Genomic DNA, 19880 nt, shown 5'->3' on the forward strand with positions numbered 1-19880 from the left:
GGCCGCCGCGCAGCGGAACCGCACTGCCCGTACCGTCCGGTTGATGCGGACTGCACCGTTGTGTCGTGCGTGGCTCGCCGCGCTGACCGTCCTGCCCCTGCTGGCGGCCTGCGGGACCGGCCCGAACCCGGTGACCAACGCCGTGTCCGGCAACGAGGCCCCGGTCGCCGCCGCGGCGGCGGAGCTGGTGCCGGTCCCGCTCGGCGTCCCGGACGGGATGGCCGCGGCACCGCTGGACCAGCCGCGGGAGGCACTCGTCCCGGAGGGGTGGACGCTCTCGGTGTTCGCGCGGGTGCCGAACGCCAGGCTGGCCGTGTGGACCCCCGATCGGAACCTACTCGTCTCCGTCCCGGACGACGGCCGGGTACTCGTCCTGGGTCCCGACGGTGCGCAGCGCACCCTGCTCGAGGGGCTCACCCAGCCGCACGGGTTGGCGTTCTCCCCGGACGGCTCGACGCTGCACGTCGCCGAGAGCAACCGGGTCGTCTCCTACGCCTACGACGCGGGTGCCGCGACCGATCCGCGCGTCGTCGCCGACGACCTGCCGGACGCCAACAGCCCGGACCTGCGCGGCGCCTACGGCCACGAGCTCAAGTCGGTCGCCGCCGGACCGGACGGCGCGCTCTACGTCTCGATCGGCTCCACCGGCAACATCTCGGTCGAGGACCTCACCGCGACGCCGCCGCGCGCGTCGATCCTGCGGATCCCGCCCGGTGGCGGGCCGGTCGAGCCGTTCGCGGTCGGCGTCCGCAACGGCACCGGCCTGGCGGTCGCCCCGGACGGCGCCGTCTGGACCGCGGTCAACGGCCGCGACAACGTCCCCTACCCCTACGACCAGCCATACGGCGACGCGTCCGGCTCGTCGTTCGGTGAGGTGATCAACCAGTACGTCACCGCGCATCCGGCGGAACCGCTCGCGCGGCTCACCGCCGGCCGGAACCTGGGCTGGCCCTACTGCAACCCGGACCCGGACACCCAGCCCGGGGTGCAGGGCAGCCCACAGGACCTCACCGACGTGCCGATGGTGGCCGACGCCGAGCTCAACCCCGGTGGCCGGGAGCTCGACTGCGCGACGCTGCCGGCGATGGAGCAGGCATTCCCCGCGCACTCCGCCCCGCTCGGCCTGGCGTTCACCTCCGGGGAGCTCCCCGAACCGTACGCCGAGGGCGCGCTCGCCGGGGTGCACGGATCGTGGAACGCCGACCCGCCCCGGGCACCCGAGGTCTCCTTCTTCCCCTACGCCGACGGCCGGATGGGCGCGCAGCAGACCCTGGTCGGCGGGTTCCAGGACCCGTCGGGAGCACGCTGGGGACGCCCGGTGGCCGCCGTCTCCGGCCCGGACGGCGCCGTCTACATCACCGACGACGACGCCGGCGCCGTCTACCGCCTCGCCCCGCCCGCCTGATCCCTGTCGAGGTGCACCCGTCGGGACGCTGCTCCGGGACCTCGGGCCCTGGCGAGCACCGCAGACCGCGGCCTGGGCACCCCATCGTCGATGATCCACAATCGGGAACCGAGACGTTCGGTCAGCGACTGCTCCGGTTCCCGATCCGTGATCACCCGCCGCCGCGACGCTCCAGCACCCCGGGCCCCGGCGAGCACCGCAGACCGGGGCCTGAGCGTCCCATCCGCTGATGATCCGTAATCGGGAACCGAGACGTTCGGTCAGCGACCGTTCCGGTTCCCGATTACGGATCACGGGGCGGGTACCGTCGGCGGATGCGGATCGTGGACTGGGCCGACGAGACCGAGGGCGGCCCGGCCGTCGTCCTGCTGGACCAGCGGGCGCTGCCGCAGCGCACCGAGTACCTGCACCTCGGCACCGTCGACGGGGTGATCGACGCCGTCCGGTCGCTCGCCGTGCGCGGGGCACCCAGCCTGGGGATCACCGGCGCCTACGGGGTCGCGCTCGCCGCACACCTGCACGGCACCGGCACCGCGGACGCCCGGGCCGCGGTGCGGGCCGACGCGCAGCGGATCGCGACCGCGCGGCCGACCGCGGTGCCGCTGTCGATCGGCGTCCGGCGCGCACTCGCGGCCCTCGAAGAATCCCCCGCCGGTGTTCTCGCCGCCGCACGGGCGGTCGCCGACGAGGCCGCCACGATCAACGCCGCCGCCACCCGGCGGGCCGCCGACCTGGTGCGCGAGCGCTGCCCCGACCGGCCGCTGCGCGCGCTGACCGTCTGCAACACCGGCCCGCTCGCCGCAGGCCCCGGTGGCACCGCGCTCGGCGCGATCCTGGCGCTGCACGCCGACGGCGTGCTCGAGGAGGTGCTCGCCTGCGAGACCCGCCCGCTGCTGCAGGGTGCCCGATTGACCGTGTGGGAGCTGCAGCGGGCCGGGGTGCCGCACCGACTGTGCGTCGACTCGGCGGGACCGGCCGCGATCGCCACCGGCCGGGTCGACGTGGTGTTCGCCGGGGCCGACCGGATCGCCGCCAACGGAGACGTCGCCAACAAGATCGGCACCTACATGCTGGCCTGCGCGGCCGCCCGCTCCGGGATCCCGTTCGTGATCGTCGCCCCGGAGGAGACGATCGACCCGGACACCGCCACCGGCGCGGACATCGTGGTCGAGGAGCGCGGCGCCGACGAGGTCCGCGAGCACGGCGGCACGCTCATGACCCTGCCCGGGACTCCCGTCTACAATCCGGCGTTCGACGTCACCCCGCACGAGCTGGTGACCGCGATCGTCACCGAGAGCCGGGCGTGGAGTCCCGCACCGTCCGCTTCTGCGCCGCGAATCGCCGCATCGCCTCACTGATCTCGGCCTCGGACAGCAGCCGCGGCTCACCTGCCGTACGGGCCCGCAACCAGACGTCGCACAGCCACTCCAGCTGCCGCGCACCGTCGTAGGCGGCGCCGAGGTGCTCGCCGAGCACGAGCGTCCCGTGGTTGCCGAGCACCACCGCGCTGCCGTCGCCGAGCGCGGCGACGGCGTTCGCGACCAGCTCGTCGCTGCCGAACGGGGCGTAGTCCGCGACCCGCACCGTGCCGCCGAACATCGCGATCTGGTAGTGCACCGGCGGGACGTGGTCACGGAGCAGCGACAGCGCCACCGCGGCCGGCGAGTGCGTGTGCACCACCGCGGAGGTGCCGGGCCGGGCCTGCGCCGCGAGGTGCAGGGCGAGCTCGCTGGTCGGGGCCCGGACACCGTCGACCACGGTGCCCTCCGGGCTGACCAGCACGACGTCGGCGGGCGTCATCGTCTCGTAGTCCACACCGGACGGTGTAACGGCGATCAGCTCGCCGCAGCGCAGCGACAGGTTCCCGGAGGTGCCGACGACCAGGCCGTCCCGCACCATCCGGCGGGACCAGGTGCAGAGGGCCTCGCGCGCGTCGTCCGGATCGCTCGGGGACATGCCGCCAGACCCTACCCGTGGGTAGGGATGTCCGGCAGGATCGCGGCCATGGACGCCGATGTCATCGTGATCGGAGCCGGGCTCGCCGGTCTCGTCGCCGCAGCCGAGCTCGCCGACGCCGGACGTTCGGTGCTGGTGCTCGACCAGGAACCGGAGCAGAACCTGGGTGGGCAGGCGTTCTGGTCGCTCGGCGGGCTGTTCCTGGTCGACACACCCGAGCAGCGGCGCACCGGGATCACCGACTCGCTCGACCTGGCGCTGTCGGACTGGCTGGGCTCGGCCGGTTTCGAGCGGGGTGTCGACGACCCGATCGGCGAGGACTTCTGGGCCCGGCAGTGGGCGACCGCGTACGTGCACTTCGCCGCCGGTGAGAAGCGGTCCTGGTTGCACGAGCAGGGGGTGCGCTGGCTGCCGGTCGTCGGCTGGGCCGAGCGCGGCGGGCACCTCGCCGACGGGCACGGAAACTCGGTCCCGCGGTTCCACCTCACCTGGGGCACCGGCCCCGGGGTGCTGGAGCCGTTCGTGCGCCGGGTCCGCGAGCACGCCGCCACCGGCGCCATCACGCTGCGCTTCCGGCACCGGGTCGACGAGCTCGCGGTCACCGACGGCGTCGTCGACGGCGTGCACGGCAGCGTGTTCGCCCCGGACGCCGCCGAGCGCGGCGCGTCGACCAACCGCGACGTCGTCGGCGACTTCACCTTCCGGGCCGGCGCGGTGCTGGTGACCTCCGGCGGGATCGGCGGCGACCACGACCTGGTCCGCGCGAACTGGCCGGCCCGGCTCGGCACCCCACCCGAGCACATGGTCACCGGGGTTCCCGCGCACGTCGACGGCCGGATGCTGGCGATCACCGAGTCGGCGGGCGGCCGGATCGTCAACCGGGACCGGATGTGGCACTACACCGAGGGCGTGGCGAACCACTCCCCCATCTGGCCGGGGCACGGCATCCGGATCATCCCCGGGCCGTCGTCGCTGTGGCTCGACGCCACCGGGCAACGACTGCCCGCCCCGAACTTCCCCGGATTCGACACCCTCGGCACGCTCGCCGCGCTGCGCGGGACCGGGCACGAGCACTCCTGGTTCGTGCTCACCCAGAAGATCATCGAGAAGGAGTTCGCGCTGTCCGGGTCCGAGCAGAACCCGGACGTCACCGGAAAGGACCTGCGCGCGACGCTCGGCCGGATCCGGCCCGGCGCGACCGCCCCGGTGGAGGCGTTCAAGGAGCGCGGCGCGGACTTCGTCGTCGCCGACACCCTCGACGAGCTGGTCGCCGGGATGAACCGGATCACCGGCGGCACACCCGAGCTGGACGTCGAGCTGATCCGCCGCCAGGTCGTCGCCCGTGACCGGCAGCTCGGCAACGCCTTCGCCAAGGACCTGCAGGTGATGGCGATCCACAACGCCCGCCGCACGCTCGGCGAGAAGGTCGCGCGGACCGCGCCGCCGCACCGGCTGCTCGATCCGGCGGCCGGTCCGCTGATCGCGGTCCGGCTGCACGTGCTGACCCGCAAGACGCTCGGCGGCCTGCAGACCGACCTCGCCGGCCGGGTGCTCGACGCCGGCGGATCCGCCGTTCCAGGACTCTGGGCGGCCGGTGAGGTCGCCGGGTTCGGCGGCGGAGGTGTGCACGGCTACCGGGCACTGGAGGGGACGTTCCTCGGCGGCTGCCTGTTCTCCGGCAGGCAGGCGGGGCGGGCGCTCGCGCTGGGGACGTGAATCTCCGACCCGGACGGGCGTCACGCGTCCGGGGCACATCGCGCGCCGGTGCTCCGGCGACCGGTCAGGATCGGTGTACCGCGGCCCACGCGGACGTCGGGGGACGACCGCTCCCCCGCGATGCGGCACATCCCGTACCGCGCCGGAAGGCGCAGGAAGCAGGAGCATCGTGAGGACATTCGTGCGCGCCGCCGCCGTCGTCGCAGCCGGTCTCGTCGTCGTCGCCGCCGGCACCGGCGTCGCCGGAGCCCAGCCGGTCCCGCCGCCGGAGCCGACACCCGCCGACCAGGCGGCGCAGTACGCCTGCGTGCAGGAGGAACTCGACTTCGCGGCGTTGCCGCAGCAGGCCATCGAGGACCCGGTCGTGTTCTCGGCACTGGTCGCCGACGCGGCGCAGAAGTGCGAGGACGTCCGGGCTCCCGCTCCCGCCGTCCCGGCCCCGCCGGTGGCCTGAGCTACAGCCCGTGACCTGAGCTGCCGGTGGTGGCCCGAGCTACCAGCAGTGGCCCGAACTACCGGCAGTGGCCCGAGCTGCCGCCCGTGGCCCGCACCGCCCGCGGTGACCCGAACTACAGCAGGTCGCTGCGGCTGAGCACGCCGACCAGCACGTCGTCGGCGTCGACGACCGGCACCACCCGGAAGCCGCGCTCGGAGAGCAGCTGCTCGGCGTCGGTGAGCGGGTCGTCCGGGTGCACCACCTCGACGTCGCGGGACATCACGTTGTCGACGGTCCGGGCCCGGGTGCGGCGCCCGCCGTCCAGCGAGCCGTGCATCAGGTCGGCCTCGGAGAGGATCCCGAGCAGCCGGTCCCGGTCGTCCACCACCGGCACCGCGGTGAACCGGTAGGACAGCAGCACCTCGGCGGCTTCGTCGAGTGCGAGCGTCGGCGGGATCGCGACCAGCCCGCCGTCGGTCATCACGTCGGCGACCCGCAGCGAGCCGAGCGGACGGCCGCCGACCCGGCCGGCCCCCCGCGGCATCATCGCCTCGGGGAGCGGGCCGATCAGCCCGGCGCCGCCGAACCGGCGGGCAGCCCGGCGGAGGACGCCACCGGCCAGCCGGTGCCGCAGCAGGTCGCTGCGGGTGATCACCCCGACCAGCACGCCCCGGTCGACGACCGGCACCAGCCGGAGCTCGCCGTAGACCCGCATCCGGTGCGCGATGATCGAGACGTTGGTGGTCGGCAGCATCGTGACGACCTGCTGGGTCATCGCGTCGCCGACCGTCGCCGCCGGGTCGTTCCGGTACCGCAGCACGTCGACCAGGCTGATGATCCCGACCAGCGAGAACCGCCGATCCACCACCGGCAGTGCGGAGTAACGGGACTCCGCCATCCGCTCCTCCGCCCGGGCGAGCGGCGCGTCCGCCCACACGGTGACGACGCGTTCGGTCATGACATCCCGCGCTCGCAACACCATGCTCCGACGGTAGCCGCGCAACCGTATCGATGTGGAACACCCGATCAGGCGGGCCCGCTCCGGACCCGGCCGGCGGGGCGGACGGCAGCGCCCCGAGCAGCGCACACAGCCCCGGGATCCGCCGGGCTCCCGGCCGGAGGATCGTCGCGGACCAGGTCGATCATCCGGCGCCGGGCCCGCTCCTCGATCTCGTCGAGTCCACTCACGAGCGACGATCCCGGCCCGGAACGGCGCCGATCACAGCGGGCATCACACCGGCACGGACGGGCGTTTCGCCTGGACCGGCGGCGGGCACGCCGGGATCATCGGGGACGACAACCTCAGCAGCACCGTCCGCGGTGGCCGACTCCGGCCGGTGCGGAGCGGGGAAGGACCAGCGTGAGCAGCCCACCGCCGTATCCGGGTCAGCCCGGCGACCCGCAGGAGCCGGACCAGCAGGGCAGGCAGGCCCCCTATCCCGCGGAACCCACGCCCGAGCAGCCGGGTTACGGCCAGCAGCCCGGCTATGGGCAGCAGCCCGGGTACGGCCAGCAGCCCGGTTCCCAGCAGCAGCCCGGCTACGGCGAGCAGCCCGGTTACGAGCAGCAGCCCGGGCAGCAGCAACCCGGCTACGGCGAACAGCCCGGCTACGGCCAGCAGCCGGGGTACGGCCAGCAGCCCGGGTGGGGCCAGCAGCCCGGCTCGGAGCAGCCGGCGTACGGGGGGCAGCCGGCCTACGGCGGACAGCAGCCGTACGGGCAGCAGGCCTACGGCGGCTACCCGCAGCGTCCCGACCAGTTCTCGGGCGGCCAGCCGGGCTACGGTGGGCCCGCCGGTCCCCCGCCGCGCAACGGCGCCGGGATCGCCGCACTGGTCTTCGGCATCCTGGGGCTGCTGACCTTCTGGCTCCTGATCGGCGGTGTGCTCGGCCTGATCGCGATCGCGCTGGGCATCATCGGCATCGCCCGGGTCCGCAAGCACATCGCGAACAACCAGGGCGTCGCGATCAGCGGGCTGGTGCTGGGCGTGGTGGCCGTGCTGGCCACGGTGGCGTTCGCGGTCGTCGTGGTCGGGCTGTTCACCAGCATCGGCGGCTCCGATCTCTACCAGTGCGTCGAGCAGGCGGGCAGTGACCAGGCGGCGATCGAGCAGTGCCAGCGCGACTGGCAGGACCGCCTGGAGGAGCAGATCGACGCCCCCGATGTGAACTGAGCATCCGGCAGCGGCCGGGATCGCCCGCGGGGAGATGATGTCGGCGTGACCGACGACGAACACTCCCGCATCGACCGCGCACTCGTGATCGCCGCGCACCCCGACGACATCGACTTCAGCTGCGCCGGCACGGTCGCGCTCTGGACCGACGCGGGTGTCGCGGTGACCTACTGCCTGGTGACCGACGGCGACGCCGGCGGATTCGACCCGGCCGTGCCGCGCTCGGAGATCGGCGGCATCCGGCAGGCCGAGCAGCGCGCCGCGGCCGCCGTCGCCGGGGTGCACGAGCTGGTCTTCCTCGGCTACCCCGACGGACGGCTGACGGTCACCCTGGAGCTGCGCCGCGACCTCGCCCGGGTGATCCGGGAGGTGCGTCCGGACCGGGTCGTCGTGCCGTCGCCGGTGCGCGACCTGGACAGCATGTACGGCAGCCATCCCGACCACACCGCCACCGGCGAGGCCGCGCTGTGTGCCGTCTACCCGGACGCCCGCAACCCGTGGGCGCATCCGGAGCTCGCCGAGGCCGGGTTCGCCGCGCACACCGTGGGCGAGGTCTGGGTGACCGGCGGCCCGCTCGGCGCCCCGGACAGCGCCCGGCACGTCGACATCACCGACACGTTCGACCGCAAGATCGCGGCGCTGCGGGCACACGAGAGCCAGACCGCGCACATGACGGACCTGGACGGGCTGATCCGCGACTGGGCGCAGTCGCAGGCCAAGCAGGCCGGGTTCCAGCCCGGCCGGTTCGCCGAGTCGTTCCGGGCGCTGGACACCCGCTGAGGCCCCCGGACACCCGCTGAGAGACCCCGGCGGACCCGCCGGGTCAGACGCGGGCGCGCAGGCGGACGTGTGTGCCGGCGTCGTCGGTCCAGACGTGCACCAGGTCGCAGAGCTGACGGGCGACCCACATCCCGCGCCCGTGCGCATCCCGCCGGTCCGGCGCGGCGAGCCCGGGCGGCGGGCCACGGAGCGGGCCCGGATCGTGCACCTCACAGACGACGTCGCCGTGCAGCGCCCAGAGCATCAGCTGACCCGAACCCGGCCCGTGCTCGACGGCGTTGGTGGCGGCCTCGTTCACCGCCACCGTGATGTCGTCGGTCCGGCTCGCCGGGAAGCCCTGCCGGCGCAGCAGCGCGCGGACCGCGGCCCGGACCTCCCGTAGCCGGCCTGCGTCGAACGCCAGCGTGCGCACCGGCGGGCCCAGCTCGGCCGGGCGGCCGGCGGCCCGCCGGTGCGGATCCACCGGCGGGGCGGTCTGGACCAGGACCCCGCCGCGCAGCTGCATCGCATGCGCCACCCGGGCCGTCTCGACGACCGCTCCGGGAGCGTCGTCGGGGAAGAAGCAGAGCAACCGCACCGGCAGATCGGCCAGCGCGATCTCGGCGGCCGCCTCGGTCTCGGCGAGACAGGTGGCCGCGGCGTCGTCGAACGCGGCGATGTACTCGGAGACGACCGTGATGGGCTCGCCGGTACGGGCGTGGCAGGCGCGCAGCGTCCGGGCGACACGCAGCACGTCGTTCTGCCCGGACGGCCCGTCCGGTCCCGCCTCCCGGCCCAGCCGGATGAGCCCGGCGACCGGCTCCGCACCCAGCTCACCGGCCACCACCGCGCGCAGCGCGACCTCGGTGACCGGTCGCAGCGCCACCGCGACCGAGCCGCCGCGGACCAGCTCGTCCAGGACCACCCCGGCCAGCTGCTCGCGCAGCCCGGCGTCGCCGTCGTACCAGCCCACCGCGTGCTGCAGCCGGGTCACGACGGCTCACCCCCGGCCAGCGCGACGGCCTCGGCGACGCACAGCGCCCGCGGTTCGCGCACCCGCACCTCCAGCTGCGCCGCGAACGGCGCACCGCAGCGGTCCAGCAGCCGGGCGACCCCCGGCCGGACGTGGTCCAGCCGCAGCCGCCGGGTGACCGGGAGCTCGTCGGCGACGTGGATGACGCTGACGGCGGCGGCGACGTCGCAGAACCGGAGCGACGCGCAGTCGGCGACGACGGTGTCGGTGTCCGTGTCGCCGTGCGCGACCCGCTCCATGAGCAGGTCCAGCACCCGGCGGACGTGTGGCCGGTTGCCGTGGTCTACCTCGCCGGCCAGCCGGACGTGCGCCGGGCCGATCTCGGTGATCCGCAGCAGGCTGTCGTCGTGCAGCGGTGAGCTCGGCTCCTCCCGCCGGTGCAGGGTGCGCATGACGGCGATCAGCTCGTCGGGGTAGCGCAGCTGGTCGTAGACGCAGAGTGCGTGCACCGGCCGCCCGCGGACCGCCCTGGCCAGTGTCCGGTCGTACTCGTCGAGGCGATGCCCGCCGGGCCGGGTCAGGCCGTGGTTCATCTGGCCGGTGAGGCGCAGCCCGGCCCAGCCGTCGTCCAGCGCGGACCGCACGGTGTGCTCGAGCAGCCCGTCCAGCTCGTCGAGCGGGGCCAGCAGCGCCGCCCGGGTGAACTCGCCCGGCACCAGATGGAACTGGCCGCTGCGCAGCGGCCCGGTCACGTCGATCCCGTCGTCGTCGAGCCGGGCGAGCACCGCGTCACCGGTGTCGTCGTCGAAGTAGACGACCCGCTCCCCCGCGGCCAGACCGACCGCGAGGAACGCGGCCACCGACTCGCAGAGCTGCTCGTCGCCGACCGGGACGGTGAGCAGGTGGGTCGACGGGTCCGGATCCGGCACCCCTGACGTCCCCGGTGCCCCCGACGCCCCTGCCGTCACGCGGACCCCCGTTCGAGTTCGCGTCACCCACTCGGTGTGACGCCCCGGGAACGATATGTGGCCGCGGGACATGCGGCGACCCGGACCGCGCCGGCCCCTTTACCCCAAGGAGGAGCGAGGAGTAGAGTTAGTCGTACCGAACTCGGGTGTTCGGGGCGCGATCATCCCGCGTCGATCTGGAGGTGGTCACCATGTTTCGAGCTGCCCCAGCACCGCGCCCGGTCCCGCTCCGGCCGGTCGTGCTGGCCGGGCTGCTGATGGTGCTGCTCTCCGCCGCGACGATCCTCTCGGTGTCCGTCGCGCCGATCGCGGTCACCCTGCTGCTGGCTGCCGCCGCACTGTCCGTGCGCCCGCTGGTCGTCCTGCACCACCGCCGGTCTAGCGCCGCGCAGCGGCTCACCGTCGACCGAGGCTGAGCCCGGCACCGCCGCGACGCGCGGCGGATCAGTGACCGTCCGGGCAGACCAGCCCGAACAGCGAACCCGGGGAACCGTCCTCGCAGCCCGCCTCCGCGGGTACCGGCGCCTGCCCGGGATCGGATCGGGACGGGCTCGTCGTCAGCAGCAGCGCCGCACCCGCGATGAGCACGACCAGCAACAGCGCGGCCAGGCCGAACGCGCCGCCGCCACCCTCGTCGTCGCCACCCACAGCGATCCCCCCCAGCCCCGATCCGGCCGGCCCATGCTCCCATGGGGAGCACTCCCCTGGGGAGTATGCGAAGGTCCCGGCATGGTGCGAGGTCAGACGACGACCACGACGTCGTTCGCGATGCTGGGGATGCTCGCCGTGCAGCCGTGGAGCAGCTACGAGCTGACCACCCAGATCCGGCGCAGCCTGGCGCGGTTCTGGCCACGGGCGGCCAGCAAGCTCTACGAGGAGCCACGCAAGCTGGTCGCGCTCGGGCTGGCGACCGCGCAGCCCCGGCTGCACGGGCGGCGCAGGCGCACCGTCTACACGATCACACCGGAGGGCAGGCGGGTGCTCGCCCGCTGGCTCGCCGAGCCGGCCGTGCCACCGGTGCTGGAGTCCGAGCAGCTGCTGAAGGTGTTCCTCGCCGACCACGGGGAACGCACCGATCTGCTCGCCACGATCGCCTCGACCCGCGCCTGGGCCAGGGAGATGGCCGCCCTCGACGGGGAGATCGCCGAGGGCTACCTCCGCCACGAGGCCCCGTTCCCGCAGCGTGCGGCGCTGAACACGCTCGTCGGGCGGTACCTGTCCGACATCTCCGAGGCCACCGAGCAGTGGGCCGACTGGGCCACCGCGGTGGTGGAGTCCTGGCCGGAGGACACGACCGCCGCCGGGCCGGACGAGGACGCGCTGCGCGTGGTCTCGGCCCGCGCCCGCCGGTGACCTGCGTCGATGTGTGTCGGGTCGCAGCCGCTACCGGGCCGTGTTTACATCGGGGCACCGAACCCCGATCGAGGAGGTCGACCGTCCGTGACGGAAGCACTGAGCAGGACACCGACCCCGGACGTCGCCGAGGACAACGCGTTCTTCCCGTCGCCGTACTCGCTGGATGCCTACACCGCCCGGCGCACCGACTTCGACGGTCTCGCCACCGAGCGCGACGCCTACCGGGGCGGGCGCTGGAAGGTGCTGGTGATCGCGACCGGCGAGCGCTATCTGCTGATGGGCAACGGCACGATGTTCTCCACCGGCAACCACCCGGTGGAGACGCTGCTCCCGCTGTACCACGTCCTGGAGGCCGGGTTCGACGTCGAGATCGCGACCCTCACCGGGGAGCCCGCCAAGTTCGAGTGGTGGGCCTACCCGGCCGAGGACGAGGCGGTGCGCGCCGCCCGCGACACGCTGATCGAGAAGTGGCGATCGCCAAAGTCGCTGGCCGACGTCGTCGCGAACGAGCTCGGCGACGACTCCGACTACCTGGCGGTGTTCGTCCCCGGCGGGCACGGGGCGCTGTCCGGGCTGCCGTCGAGCACCGACGTCCGGGACACCCTGGAGTGGGCGATGGCCGCTGACCGGCTCGTGGTGTCGCTGTGTCACGGGCCGGCCGCGTTCCTCGCGGCGGACATCGGCCGCGAGCGCTCGGTGTTCGCGGGCTACGAGATGTGCGTGTTCCCCGACGCGCTGGACGCCGGCCAGAACATCGACATCGGCTACCTGCCGGGCGAGATGCCGTGGCTGCTCGCCGAGGCACTCGCGAAGTCGGGCGTGCGGGTCGTCAACGACGACATGTCCGGCGCCTGCACCACCGACCGGAACGTGATCACCGGGGACAGCCCGCTGGCGGCGAACGAGCTCGGCAGGCGCACCGCGGTCGCGCTGGTCGAGCGGGCCGCGGCGCTGGGCTGACCGGGCGCGGGTAGCCGGCTCTGCACGTGAACCCGGTCCGGTGCCGGGCGGGGCGCGGTACTCACCGGCCGTGCCCTCGCCCGGTCCGCCGACCGCGCCGGCCGCCACCGCGGCCCGTGGACCGGCCGACCGGCTTCGCGCCGGGCCGCGGCGCCCGCACGGCGGGCGCGGCCGCGACCGGCTCGAGCACCGGCGGCGGCCGCCGGTCCAGCATCCGGCCCAGCACCACCTGCACGACGAGCGTCGCGACACCACCGGTCGCCCAGTAGAGCAGCAGCGCGACCGGCACCGGGAACAGCAGCCCGCCGGCCAGCACGCCGATCGGCGCGACCCACGGCAGCATCGCCATCGCCTGGGCGACACCGGAGGGTTGCCCGGTGACATCGGTCCGGGCGAATCGCATGCTCAGGTGGGTGGCCACCGCCGCGAGCACCGCCAGCGGCACCACGACGGCAGCCACCGCACCCGAGCCGACCACCGCACCGCCGAACGACGCGAGCTGCTCGGCTGGCATCGTCATCCAGGCCGAGAGCGGCGCACCGAACAGCCGTGCCTGCAGGAACGACGCGACCTGCTCGGGCCCGAACGCGTAGTTCGCGATCGCCGCGTTCTGCTCGAAGCTCAGGCCGGGCCGGTTGAACGAGCGCAGTACGTGCAGCAGCGCCACGAACACCGGAATCTGCAGCAGCGCGGTGCCCAGCCCGGCGACCGGGGACGAGCCGTGCCTGCGGTGCAGCTGCGTCGTCGCCTCGGCCAGTGCCCGCGGGTCGCCGCGGTGCCGCTCGCGCAGCTCGGTGAGTTGCGGGGTGAGCGCGCGTCCGATCCGGGCCGCGCGCATCCGGGTCCACGTCGGGCGCAGCAGCAGCGCTCGCACGGTGAGCACCAGGAACACCACGGACAGCGCCCAGGCGAGGCCGGAGGCCGGGCCGAGCAGGGAGGCGAACAGGTCGTGCCACAGGCGCATGACCAGGGACACGGGGTAGTACAGGACGTCGAGCATCGACGGGCTCCAGGGGTCGTCCGGACCGGGGACGGGCGAACGCCGGAGCAGGCGTGGCGGAGGAACAGGACCTCAGCCGGTGGCGGGCTCCGGCCGGAGCGCGCCGGGTGCCCTGGGGCGGGGACGGCCGTCGGCATCGGGATCGCGCTGGCGGAGCACGCCGGCCCGGTGCGCGACCCTGCGGGCCTCGCGGACCGGTGTGGTCGCGGCGGTGAGCACCGTCCGGACCGTGCCGGGGTGGCCGCGCCCGGCCCAGGCCAGTACGACCAGTGCGACGACGGCGCCGAACAGCCCGGCATCGCCGTCCGGCGGGAACAGCGCCGGAGCCAGTACCGCGACGAGCACGAAGAGCGCCGCGAGCACCGCTGCTGCGGTGCTGGACTGCCGTGCGCTCCCGGTCACGTTCGTCACGGTACCCCGTGGACACCGGAATCCGGTGGTCAGCGCCTCCCCCACGGTGGCTGTCACCGTTCGCAACCCGGACGAAACCGGGCGGAAACCAGGCGCCGGAGAGAATGCGGGCCATGCACCTCAGCCCCCAGGAGCGGGACAAACTGCTCGTCCACGTCGCGGCCGACGTCGCACGTCGCCGTCGTGATCGGGGGCTGCGGCTCAACCACCCGGAGGCGGTCGCGCTGATCACCGAGCACGTTCTGGAAGGTGCCCGCGACGGGCGCGCCGTACACGAGCTGATGTCCAGCGGGCGCGAGGTGCTCGGCCGCGCCGACGTCCTCGACGGCGTCCCCGAGATGCTCGACTCGGTGCAGGTCGAGGCGACCTTCCCGGACGGCACCAAGCTGGTCACCGTGCACGGGCCGATCGCGTGAGCGGCACCGCAGCGGGCGGGCCCGGCGAGATCCTGCTCGGCGACGAGCCGGTTGCGCTGAACCCGGGCCGGGAGCGCAGCACGCTGGTCGTGGTCAACGCCGCCGACCGGCCGGTGCAGGTCGGCTCGCACTACCACTTCGCCGCCGCCAACCCCGGCCTGGAGTTCGACCGGGACGCCGCCTGGGGCCTGCGGCTGGACATCCCCGCCGGGACGTCGGTCCGGTTCGAACCCGGCGTCGAACGAGAGGTGACGCTGGTGCCGTTGCAGGGAACCCGCCGTGTCCCGGGCCTGCGTCCGGAACGGGCCGGCGCGCTCGACGAGCGGCGGTACGACCGATGACCGGCATCGACCGGGCCCGCTACGCCGATCTGTACGGCCCCACCACCAGCGACCGCATCCGGCTCGCCGACACGAACCTGCTGATCGAGGTGACCGAGGACCGCAGCCGCGGCCCGGCGTCCGGCGACGAGGTGATGTTCGGCGGCGGCAAGGTCATCCGTGAGTCGATGGGGCAGGCCGCGGTGCCCGCCGCGCGGTGCCCGGACCTGGTGATCACCGGTGCGGTCGTGCTGGACCACTGGGGCGTGGTGAAGGCCGACGTGGGGGTGTCCGACGGCCGGATCGTCGGCATCGGCAAGGCCGGGAACCCGGACACGATGGACGGCGTCGATCCGGCCCTGGTGATCGGCCCGGGCACCGAGGTGCTGTCCGGCAACGGGAAGATCCTCACCGCGGGCGGGATCGACGCGCACGTGCACTTCATCTGCCCGCAGCTGGTGGAGACCGCGCTCGCGTCCGGGGTGACGACGCTGATGGGCGGCGGCACCGGGCCGGTCGACGGGTCGAAGGCCACCACCGTCACCCCGGGCCCGTGGAACATCGGCCGGATGCTGTCCGCGATGGACCATCAGCCGGTGAACGTGCTGCTCATGGGCAAGGGCAACACCACCTCCGCCGAGGCGCTGCACGAGCAGCTCCGGGCCGGCGCAGGCGGGTTCAAGCTGCACGAGGACTGGGGCACCACGCCGGCCGCGATCGACGCCTGCCTACGGGTCTGCGAGGAGACCGGGGTCCAGGCCGCGATCCACACCGACACGCTCAACGAGGCCGGGTTCCTGCAGTCCACCCTGGACGCGATCGCCGGCCGCTCGATCAACGCCTTCCACACCGAGGGAGCCGGCGGCGGGCACGCGCCGGACATCATCGAGGTCGTCTCCACGCCGCACGTGCTGCCGTCGTCGACGAACCCGACCCGGCCGCACACCGTCAACACCCTCGACGAGCACCTCGACATGCTCATGGTCTGCCATCACCTGAATCCCTCGGTGCCCGAGGACCTGGCGTTCGCCGAGTCCCGGATCCGGCCGACGACGATCGCCGCCGAGGACGTCCTGCACGACCTGGGCGCGATCTCGATGATGAGCTCGGACTCCCAGGCCATGGGCCGGATCGGCGAGGTGATCATCCGGACCTGGCAGACCGCGCACGTCATGAAGGCCGCCCGCGGGCCGCTGCCCGGCGACTCCGAGCGCGCCGACAACGCCCGCGCCCAGCGCTACGTCGCCAAGTACACGATCAACCCGGCGCTGGCGCACGGCGCCGCCGACCAGATCGGCTCGGTCGAGATCGGCAAGCTCGCCGATCTGGTGCTGTGGGAGCCGAAGTTCTTCGGCGTGCGGCCGGCCGTGGTGCTCAAGGGCGGGTTCGCGGTGTGGGCGCAGATGGGCGACGCGAACGCCTCGATCCCGACGCCCGGCCCGGTCTACGGGCGGCCGATGTTCGGCTACGCGCACACCCCGGCCGCGCTGGGCTCGCTGGTGTTCATGGCACCGTCCGCGCTGGCCGACGGTGCGCCGGAGCGGCTCGGCCTGGCGACGCCGTGCGTGCCGGTCGCCGACACCCGCTCGGTGCGCAAGTCGTCGATGCTGCACAACGACGCGACGCCTGCGGTGCGGGTCGATCCGGACTCGTTCCAGGTGACGATCGACGCCGCCGTCGTCGAGCCCGCGCCCGTCGACGAGCTGCCGATGGCGCAGCGGTACTTCCTCTTCTGATGGCCGGGCTCGCATCGCTGGTACTCGCCGATGCCCGCTTCCCCGGCGGCGGGCACGTCCACTCGGGCGGGCTGGAGGAGGCGGTCGCCCGCGATCTGGTGTCCGACGTGCCGTCGCTCGGGGCGTTCCTGCGGGGGCGGCTGCGCACCGCGGGCCGGGTCGCCGCGGCGTTCGCCGCCGCCGCGGTGACGCTCGCGCAGGCTCCCGGGGCCGGTCCCGGCCGCGCTCCGGCGGGCGTCGCCTGGGACGTGCTGGATGCCGCACTCGACGCACGGACCCCGTCGGCGGCGCAGCGCGACGCGTCCCGGGCGCAGGGGAAGGCGTCGCTGCGGGCGGCCCGGGCGGCCTGGCCGTCGCCGCTGCTGGACACGCTGGTCGCCGTGCACCCCCGGCCACACCATCCGCTGCTGCTCGGCGCCGTGATCGGGCACGCGGGCGAGTCACCCGCGGCGGCCGCCCGGTGCGCCGGTTACCTGGCCGTGTCCGGGCCCGCCTCGGCCGCGGTGCGGCTGCTCGGGCTGGATCCGTTCGCGGTGAACTCCGCACTGGTCGCGCTCGACGCCGAGCTCGACGCGATCGTGCATGAGGCTGCCGCGCTCGCGGCCGGGCCGGTCGACGAGCTTCCGGCGCCCGGAGCGCCGGTGCTCGACCTGATGGCCGAGTCCCACGTCCGACACCACCGAGAAAGGGTGCGTCTCTTTGCCTCCTGAGCGTTCCGGCACGCAAACCGGCCACGGTCACGGCCACCTGATCAGCTTCGATCCGACGGTCACCGACCACGACCACCACGCGCCCGCACCGCCGTCCGGCAGGGCCGTCCGGATCGGCATCGGCGGCCCGGTCGGATCGGGCAAGACCGCGCTGGTCGCGGCGCTCGCCCGCAGCCTCGCCGGCCGGGTGCGGCTGGCGGTGGTCACCAACGACATCTACACCACCGAGGACGCCGACTTCCTGCGCCGGGCCGGGGTGCTCGCCCCGGACCGGGTCGAGGCCGTGCAGACCGGCTGCTGCCCGCACACCGCGATCCGCGACGACATCACCGCGAACCTGGACGCGATCGATCTGCTCGAGGAGCGGTTCGGCGATCTGGACCTGGTGCTCGTCGAGTCCGGCGGGGACAACCTGACCGCGGTGTTCTCCCGCGGGCTGGTCGACCGGCAGATCTTCGTCGTCGACGTCGCGGGCGGTGACAAGGTGCCGCGCAAGGGCGGCCCCGGAGTCACCACCGCCGACCTGCTGGTGATCAACAAGACCGACCTGGCGCCGCTGGTCGGTGCCGACCTGGACGTGATGCGCGGTGACGCGGCCCGGATCCGCGGCGAGCTCCCGGTGATCGCCCAGTCGCTGGTCGTGGATCCGGGTGCCGGTGAGGTCGGTGCCTGGGTGCTGGAGCAGGTCGCCGCCGTTCGCGCGGCGGTGTGAATGCGGGCCCGGGCGGCGCTGGCCGTGCAGTGGCGCGGCGGCCGCAGCGTGGTGACGACGCTGCGGGCGCAGGCCCCGCTCGCACTCGTCCCGCGCCGGGGTGCGACGGCCGCCGCCCGGCCGGCGGCCGAGGTGCACCTGGTCGGATCGGCGGCCACCCCGCTGGCCGGTGACGACGTCGAGATCGAGGTCACCGTCGGCCCCGGCGCGAGCCTGCTGCTGACCGGCGTCGCCGCGGCGGTCGCGCTGCCGGGGGCCGGGCGGCCGAGCCGGACCCTGCTGCGTTGCCGGGTCGACGAGGACGCCTCGCTGATCCACCGGCCGGAACCGACCGTGGTGACCGGGCGCGCCGACCACCACACGGTGCTCGACGTCGAGCTGGCGCCGACGGCGTCGCTGCGGGCCCGCGACGTGCTCGTCGCCGGGCGGACCGGGGAGCGGCCGGGGCGCTACCGCGGCACCGTCCGGATCACCGACGGTGGCCGCCCGCTGCTGGTGCAGACCCAGGAGGTCGGCGATCCGCTGCTCGACGGCTCGGCCGCGCACCTGGCCGGGCACCGGGTGCTCGGCACCGAGGTGGTGATCGGCACCGGCCCGGCGCCGGAGCCGATGGCCGGGGACGGCTGGAGCGTGTCCCCGCTGCCGGTGCGCGGTGCGCTGGCGACGGCCGTCGCGCACGATGCGGTCACCGCGCAGCGGCGGCTCGCCGCGGCACTGGCCAGGCTCGCGGCCCAGGATCCCGGGCATGCCCCCGGTCCCGATCCGGCGGTGGGGCTCCGAGCCGGGTGATCAGCGCGCACCTCGGGATCGCCGCCCGGCCCCCGAGCCCGCGGTGGGGCTCCGAGCCGGGTGATCACCGTCCGGTGGAGGGCAGGTGCCATCTGCGGCACCGATCCTCCACCGGACGGTGATCACGGCCCGGCTCCGGATCATCGCCCGGCTCGTCATCACGGCCCGGACGGCGATCGCCGTCCACGGTGCACGGCGTCGCGGATCGCGGCGACCGTCCGGCCGGGCGACTCGTGGATGTCCGACCAGGTGAACCGCAGGACCGTCCACCCGGCGGCGACCAGGGCGTTCTGCTTGCGCCGGTCGTTGCGGAACCGCTCGGTGTCGACGTGCCACGCCCAGCCGTCCACCTCGATCGCGACGTGCGCCTCGGGGAAGGCCAGGTCCACGGTCCACCGGCCGAAGGCCATCCCCCGGACCATGCCGGAGACCCCGGCCCTCCTCAGCAGGGCCGTGAGCCGTCGCTCCGCGGCCGAGTCGGCCCGGTCCATCGCACCGAGCAGCAACCTGCCGGCCCTGCCCATGCCGTGACCACCGAGGGCCCGGTGGTGGGCAGCCTGCAGCTGCGCCGGGGACACGTGGCGCTGCAGAGCCCGGTCGAGGAACGCAGCGCCCTGTTCCAGCCCGGCCGCCGTCTCGAGGACGGTCAGCGCGACGGACGTGACGATCAGCTGTCGCACGACGACCCGATCCGCATCCGCGAGGTCCTTGTGCCGCAGTCGGACCCCGGGCCGGGCACGGCGCCGCAGCGCCCGCGGGACCGTCACCGCAACGGTCGCCGGGAGCCCGGGCAGCAGGCCGTGCCAGAACGCGGCGGCCGGACCGTGCACGGTGCACCGGTGCCCCGCCCACAGCGCCACGGCACGGAGCCGCGCCTCCGGGGAGAGCCGGTGCCCGGACACCAGGTAGACGCCGGGGAACAGCTCGATCCAGGCCCCGGTCTCCCGCCTGCGGGCGACGGTCCGCGCCCCGACACCGCATCCGAGCGCCTGCGCCCGGGACAGCACGCCGGCCTGTTCGGTGAGCAGTTCCGCCAGTCGCACCGCCGGAGCATCCGGGACCGGAGCAGCCACCACGGTCGATC

General features: G+C 74.4%; 24 protein-coding genes. 15 read left to right on the forward strand and 9 right to left on the reverse strand.

All coding sequences use genetic code 11. The features are described 5' to 3' along the window. Nucleotides 1-43: 43 nt before the first annotated feature. Nucleotides 44-1405, forward strand: coding sequence for a PQQ-dependent sugar dehydrogenase (locus tag Pdca_RS17920; RefSeq protein ID WP_085911161.1), 1362 nt, complete (start codon nt 44-46; stop codon nt 1403-1405). A 314-nt stretch (nt 1406-1719) separates the two neighbouring features. After that, entirely contained in the window at nt 1720-2763 is a 1044-nt protein-coding gene (gene mtnA, locus Pdca_RS17925; protein ID WP_085911162.1) for an S-methyl-5-thioribose-1-phosphate isomerase, read from the forward strand. Here the strand turns inward: mtnA and Pdca_RS17930 are convergent. Continuing rightward, the gene (locus Pdca_RS17930) at nt 2693-3361 is read right to left on the reverse strand and encodes a class II aldolase/adducin family protein (RefSeq protein WP_085911163.1); all 669 of its coding nucleotides are present in this window, start codon (nt 3359-3361) and stop codon (nt 2693-2695) included. The two genes, mtnA and Pdca_RS17930, sit on opposite strands and share 71 nt — an antisense overlap. 48 nt (nt 3362-3409) lie before the next feature. On the opposite strand from Pdca_RS17930, the gene Pdca_RS17935 reads away from it, so the two are divergent. Together Pdca_RS17935 and Pdca_RS17940 are read left to right on the forward strand one after the other, a co-directional pair. Continuing rightward, a complete protein-coding gene (locus tag Pdca_RS17935) occupies nt 3410-5077 on the forward strand; it encodes an FAD-binding dehydrogenase (RefSeq protein WP_085911164.1) in 1668 nt (555 codons plus the stop codon). Nucleotides 5078-5246: 169 nt separating this feature from the next. Then, nucleotides 5247-5531, forward strand: a complete 285-nt coding sequence (locus Pdca_RS17940) for a hypothetical protein (protein WP_125911454.1) — start codon at nt 5247-5249, stop codon at nt 5529-5531. Between the two features lie 115 nt (nt 5532-5646). Here the strand turns inward: Pdca_RS17940 and Pdca_RS17945 are convergent, their stop codons facing one another. Both Pdca_RS17945 and Pdca_RS35640 read right to left on the reverse strand, forming a co-directional pair. Next, complete coding sequence (locus Pdca_RS17945) at nt 5647-6495, reverse strand: CBS domain-containing protein (protein WP_085911166.1); 849 nt, start codon at nt 6493-6495, stop codon at nt 5647-5649. 44 nt (nt 6496-6539) lie between these two features. After that, nucleotides 6540-6701, reverse strand: a complete 162-nt coding sequence (locus tag Pdca_RS35640; protein ID WP_158092062.1) for a hypothetical protein — start codon at nt 6699-6701, stop codon at nt 6540-6542. Nucleotides 6702-6873: 172 nt separating this feature from the next. Here Pdca_RS35640 and Pdca_RS17950 point away from each other — a divergent pair, with 172 nt between their 5' ends. Further along, on the forward strand, nt 6874-7686 hold the full coding sequence (locus Pdca_RS17950) for a DUF4190 domain-containing protein (RefSeq protein ID WP_085911167.1): 813 nt from the start codon (nt 6874-6876) through the stop codon (nt 7684-7686). A 45-nt stretch (nt 7687-7731) separates the two neighbouring features. Continuing rightward, nucleotides 7732-8466, forward strand: coding sequence for a PIG-L deacetylase family protein (locus Pdca_RS17955; protein ID WP_232021033.1), 735 nt, complete (start codon nt 7732-7734; stop codon nt 8464-8466). A 43-nt stretch (nt 8467-8509) separates the two neighbouring features. On the opposite strand, the gene Pdca_RS17960 is transcribed toward Pdca_RS17955, so the two are convergent. Together Pdca_RS17960 and Pdca_RS17965 are read right to left on the reverse strand one after the other, a co-directional pair. After that, nucleotides 8510-9439, reverse strand: coding sequence for an ATP-binding protein (locus tag Pdca_RS17960; protein WP_085911168.1), 930 nt, complete (start codon nt 9437-9439; stop codon nt 8510-8512). Beyond that, nucleotides 9436-10347, reverse strand: a complete 912-nt coding sequence (locus tag Pdca_RS17965; RefSeq protein ID WP_158092063.1) for an MEDS domain-containing protein — start codon at nt 10345-10347, stop codon at nt 9436-9438. The genes Pdca_RS17960 and Pdca_RS17965 overlap by 4 nt, the downstream gene beginning before the upstream one ends. A 230-nt stretch (nt 10348-10577) precedes the next feature. Here Pdca_RS17965 and Pdca_RS17970 point away from each other — a divergent pair, with 230 nt between their 5' ends. After that, entirely contained in the window at nt 10578-10802 is a 225-nt protein-coding gene (locus Pdca_RS17970) for a hypothetical protein (protein ID WP_125911455.1), read from the forward strand. 28 nt (nt 10803-10830) lie between these two features. On the opposite strand, the gene Pdca_RS17975 is transcribed toward Pdca_RS17970, so the two are convergent. Beyond that, nucleotides 10831-11034, reverse strand: coding sequence for a hypothetical protein (locus tag Pdca_RS17975; RefSeq protein WP_085911171.1), 204 nt, complete (start codon nt 11032-11034; stop codon nt 10831-10833). A gap of 81 nt (nt 11035-11115) precedes the next feature. Here Pdca_RS17975 and Pdca_RS17980 point away from each other — a divergent pair, with 81 nt between their 5' ends. Continuing rightward, nucleotides 11116-11739, forward strand: coding sequence for a PadR family transcriptional regulator (locus Pdca_RS17980; protein ID WP_085911172.1), 624 nt, complete (start codon nt 11116-11118; stop codon nt 11737-11739). Nucleotides 11740-11826: 87 nt separating this feature from the next. Further along, nucleotides 11827-12702 (forward strand): glyoxalase III HchA, encoded by an 876-nt coding sequence (gene hchA, locus Pdca_RS17985; protein WP_232021034.1) that lies wholly within the window; start codon nt 11827-11829, stop codon nt 12700-12702. A 61-nt stretch (nt 12703-12763) separates the two neighbouring features. Here the strand turns inward: hchA and yidC are convergent, their stop codons facing one another. Together yidC and Pdca_RS17995 are read right to left on the reverse strand one after the other, a co-directional pair. Further along, nucleotides 12764-13702, reverse strand: coding sequence for a membrane protein insertase YidC (gene yidC / locus Pdca_RS17990; protein ID WP_085911174.1), 939 nt, complete (start codon nt 13700-13702; stop codon nt 12764-12766). 72 nt (nt 13703-13774) lie between these two features. Continuing rightward, nucleotides 13775-14104: a DUF6412 domain-containing protein gene (locus Pdca_RS17995; protein WP_125911456.1), complete on the reverse strand. Its 330-nt coding sequence runs from the start codon at nt 14102-14104 to the stop codon at nt 13775-13777. Between the two features lie 122 nt (nt 14105-14226). Here Pdca_RS17995 and Pdca_RS18000 point away from each other — a divergent pair, with 122 nt between their 5' ends. From Pdca_RS18000 to Pdca_RS18025, 6 genes are read left to right on the forward strand one after another with little or no spacing between them, the layout of a single operon-like run. Beyond that, nucleotides 14227-14529: an urease subunit gamma gene (locus tag Pdca_RS18000; protein WP_085911274.1), complete on the forward strand. Its 303-nt coding sequence runs from the start codon at nt 14227-14229 to the stop codon at nt 14527-14529. Continuing rightward, nucleotides 14526-14870: an urease subunit beta gene (locus Pdca_RS18005; RefSeq protein WP_085911176.1), complete on the forward strand. Its 345-nt coding sequence runs from the start codon at nt 14526-14528 to the stop codon at nt 14868-14870. The genes Pdca_RS18000 and Pdca_RS18005 overlap by 4 nt, the downstream gene beginning before the upstream one ends. After that, entirely contained in the window at nt 14867-16585 is a 1719-nt protein-coding gene (locus Pdca_RS18010; protein WP_085911177.1) for an urease subunit alpha, read from the forward strand. The genes Pdca_RS18005 and Pdca_RS18010 overlap by 4 nt, the downstream gene beginning before the upstream one ends. Next, nucleotides 16585-17295 carry an urease accessory protein UreF gene (locus Pdca_RS18015; RefSeq protein WP_085911178.1) on the forward strand — a complete coding sequence of 237 codons (711 nt, stop codon included), beginning with the start codon at nt 16585-16587 and terminating at the stop codon, nt 17293-17295. The genes Pdca_RS18010 and Pdca_RS18015 overlap by 1 nt, the downstream gene beginning before the upstream one ends. Then, on the forward strand, nt 17285-18007 hold the full coding sequence (ureG, locus tag Pdca_RS18020; RefSeq protein ID WP_085911179.1) for an urease accessory protein UreG: 723 nt from the start codon (nt 17285-17287) through the stop codon (nt 18005-18007). The genes Pdca_RS18015 and ureG overlap by 11 nt, the downstream gene beginning before the upstream one ends. Beyond that, on the forward strand, nt 18008-18796 hold the full coding sequence (locus Pdca_RS18025) for an urease accessory protein UreD (protein ID WP_085911180.1): 789 nt from the start codon (nt 18008-18010) through the stop codon (nt 18794-18796). A 158-nt stretch (nt 18797-18954) separates the two neighbouring features. Here Pdca_RS18025 and Pdca_RS18030 read toward each other — a convergent pair whose 3' ends face one another. After that, the gene (locus tag Pdca_RS18030; protein WP_085911181.1) at nt 18955-19839 is read right to left on the reverse strand and encodes a DUF559 domain-containing protein; all 885 of its coding nucleotides are present in this window, start codon (nt 19837-19839) and stop codon (nt 18955-18957) included. Nucleotides 19840-19880: the final 41 nt, after the last annotated feature.

Source organism: Pseudonocardia autotrophica (assembly GCF_003945385.1).
GTDB lineage: Bacteria > Actinomycetota > Actinomycetes > Mycobacteriales > Pseudonocardiaceae > Pseudonocardia > Pseudonocardia autotrophica.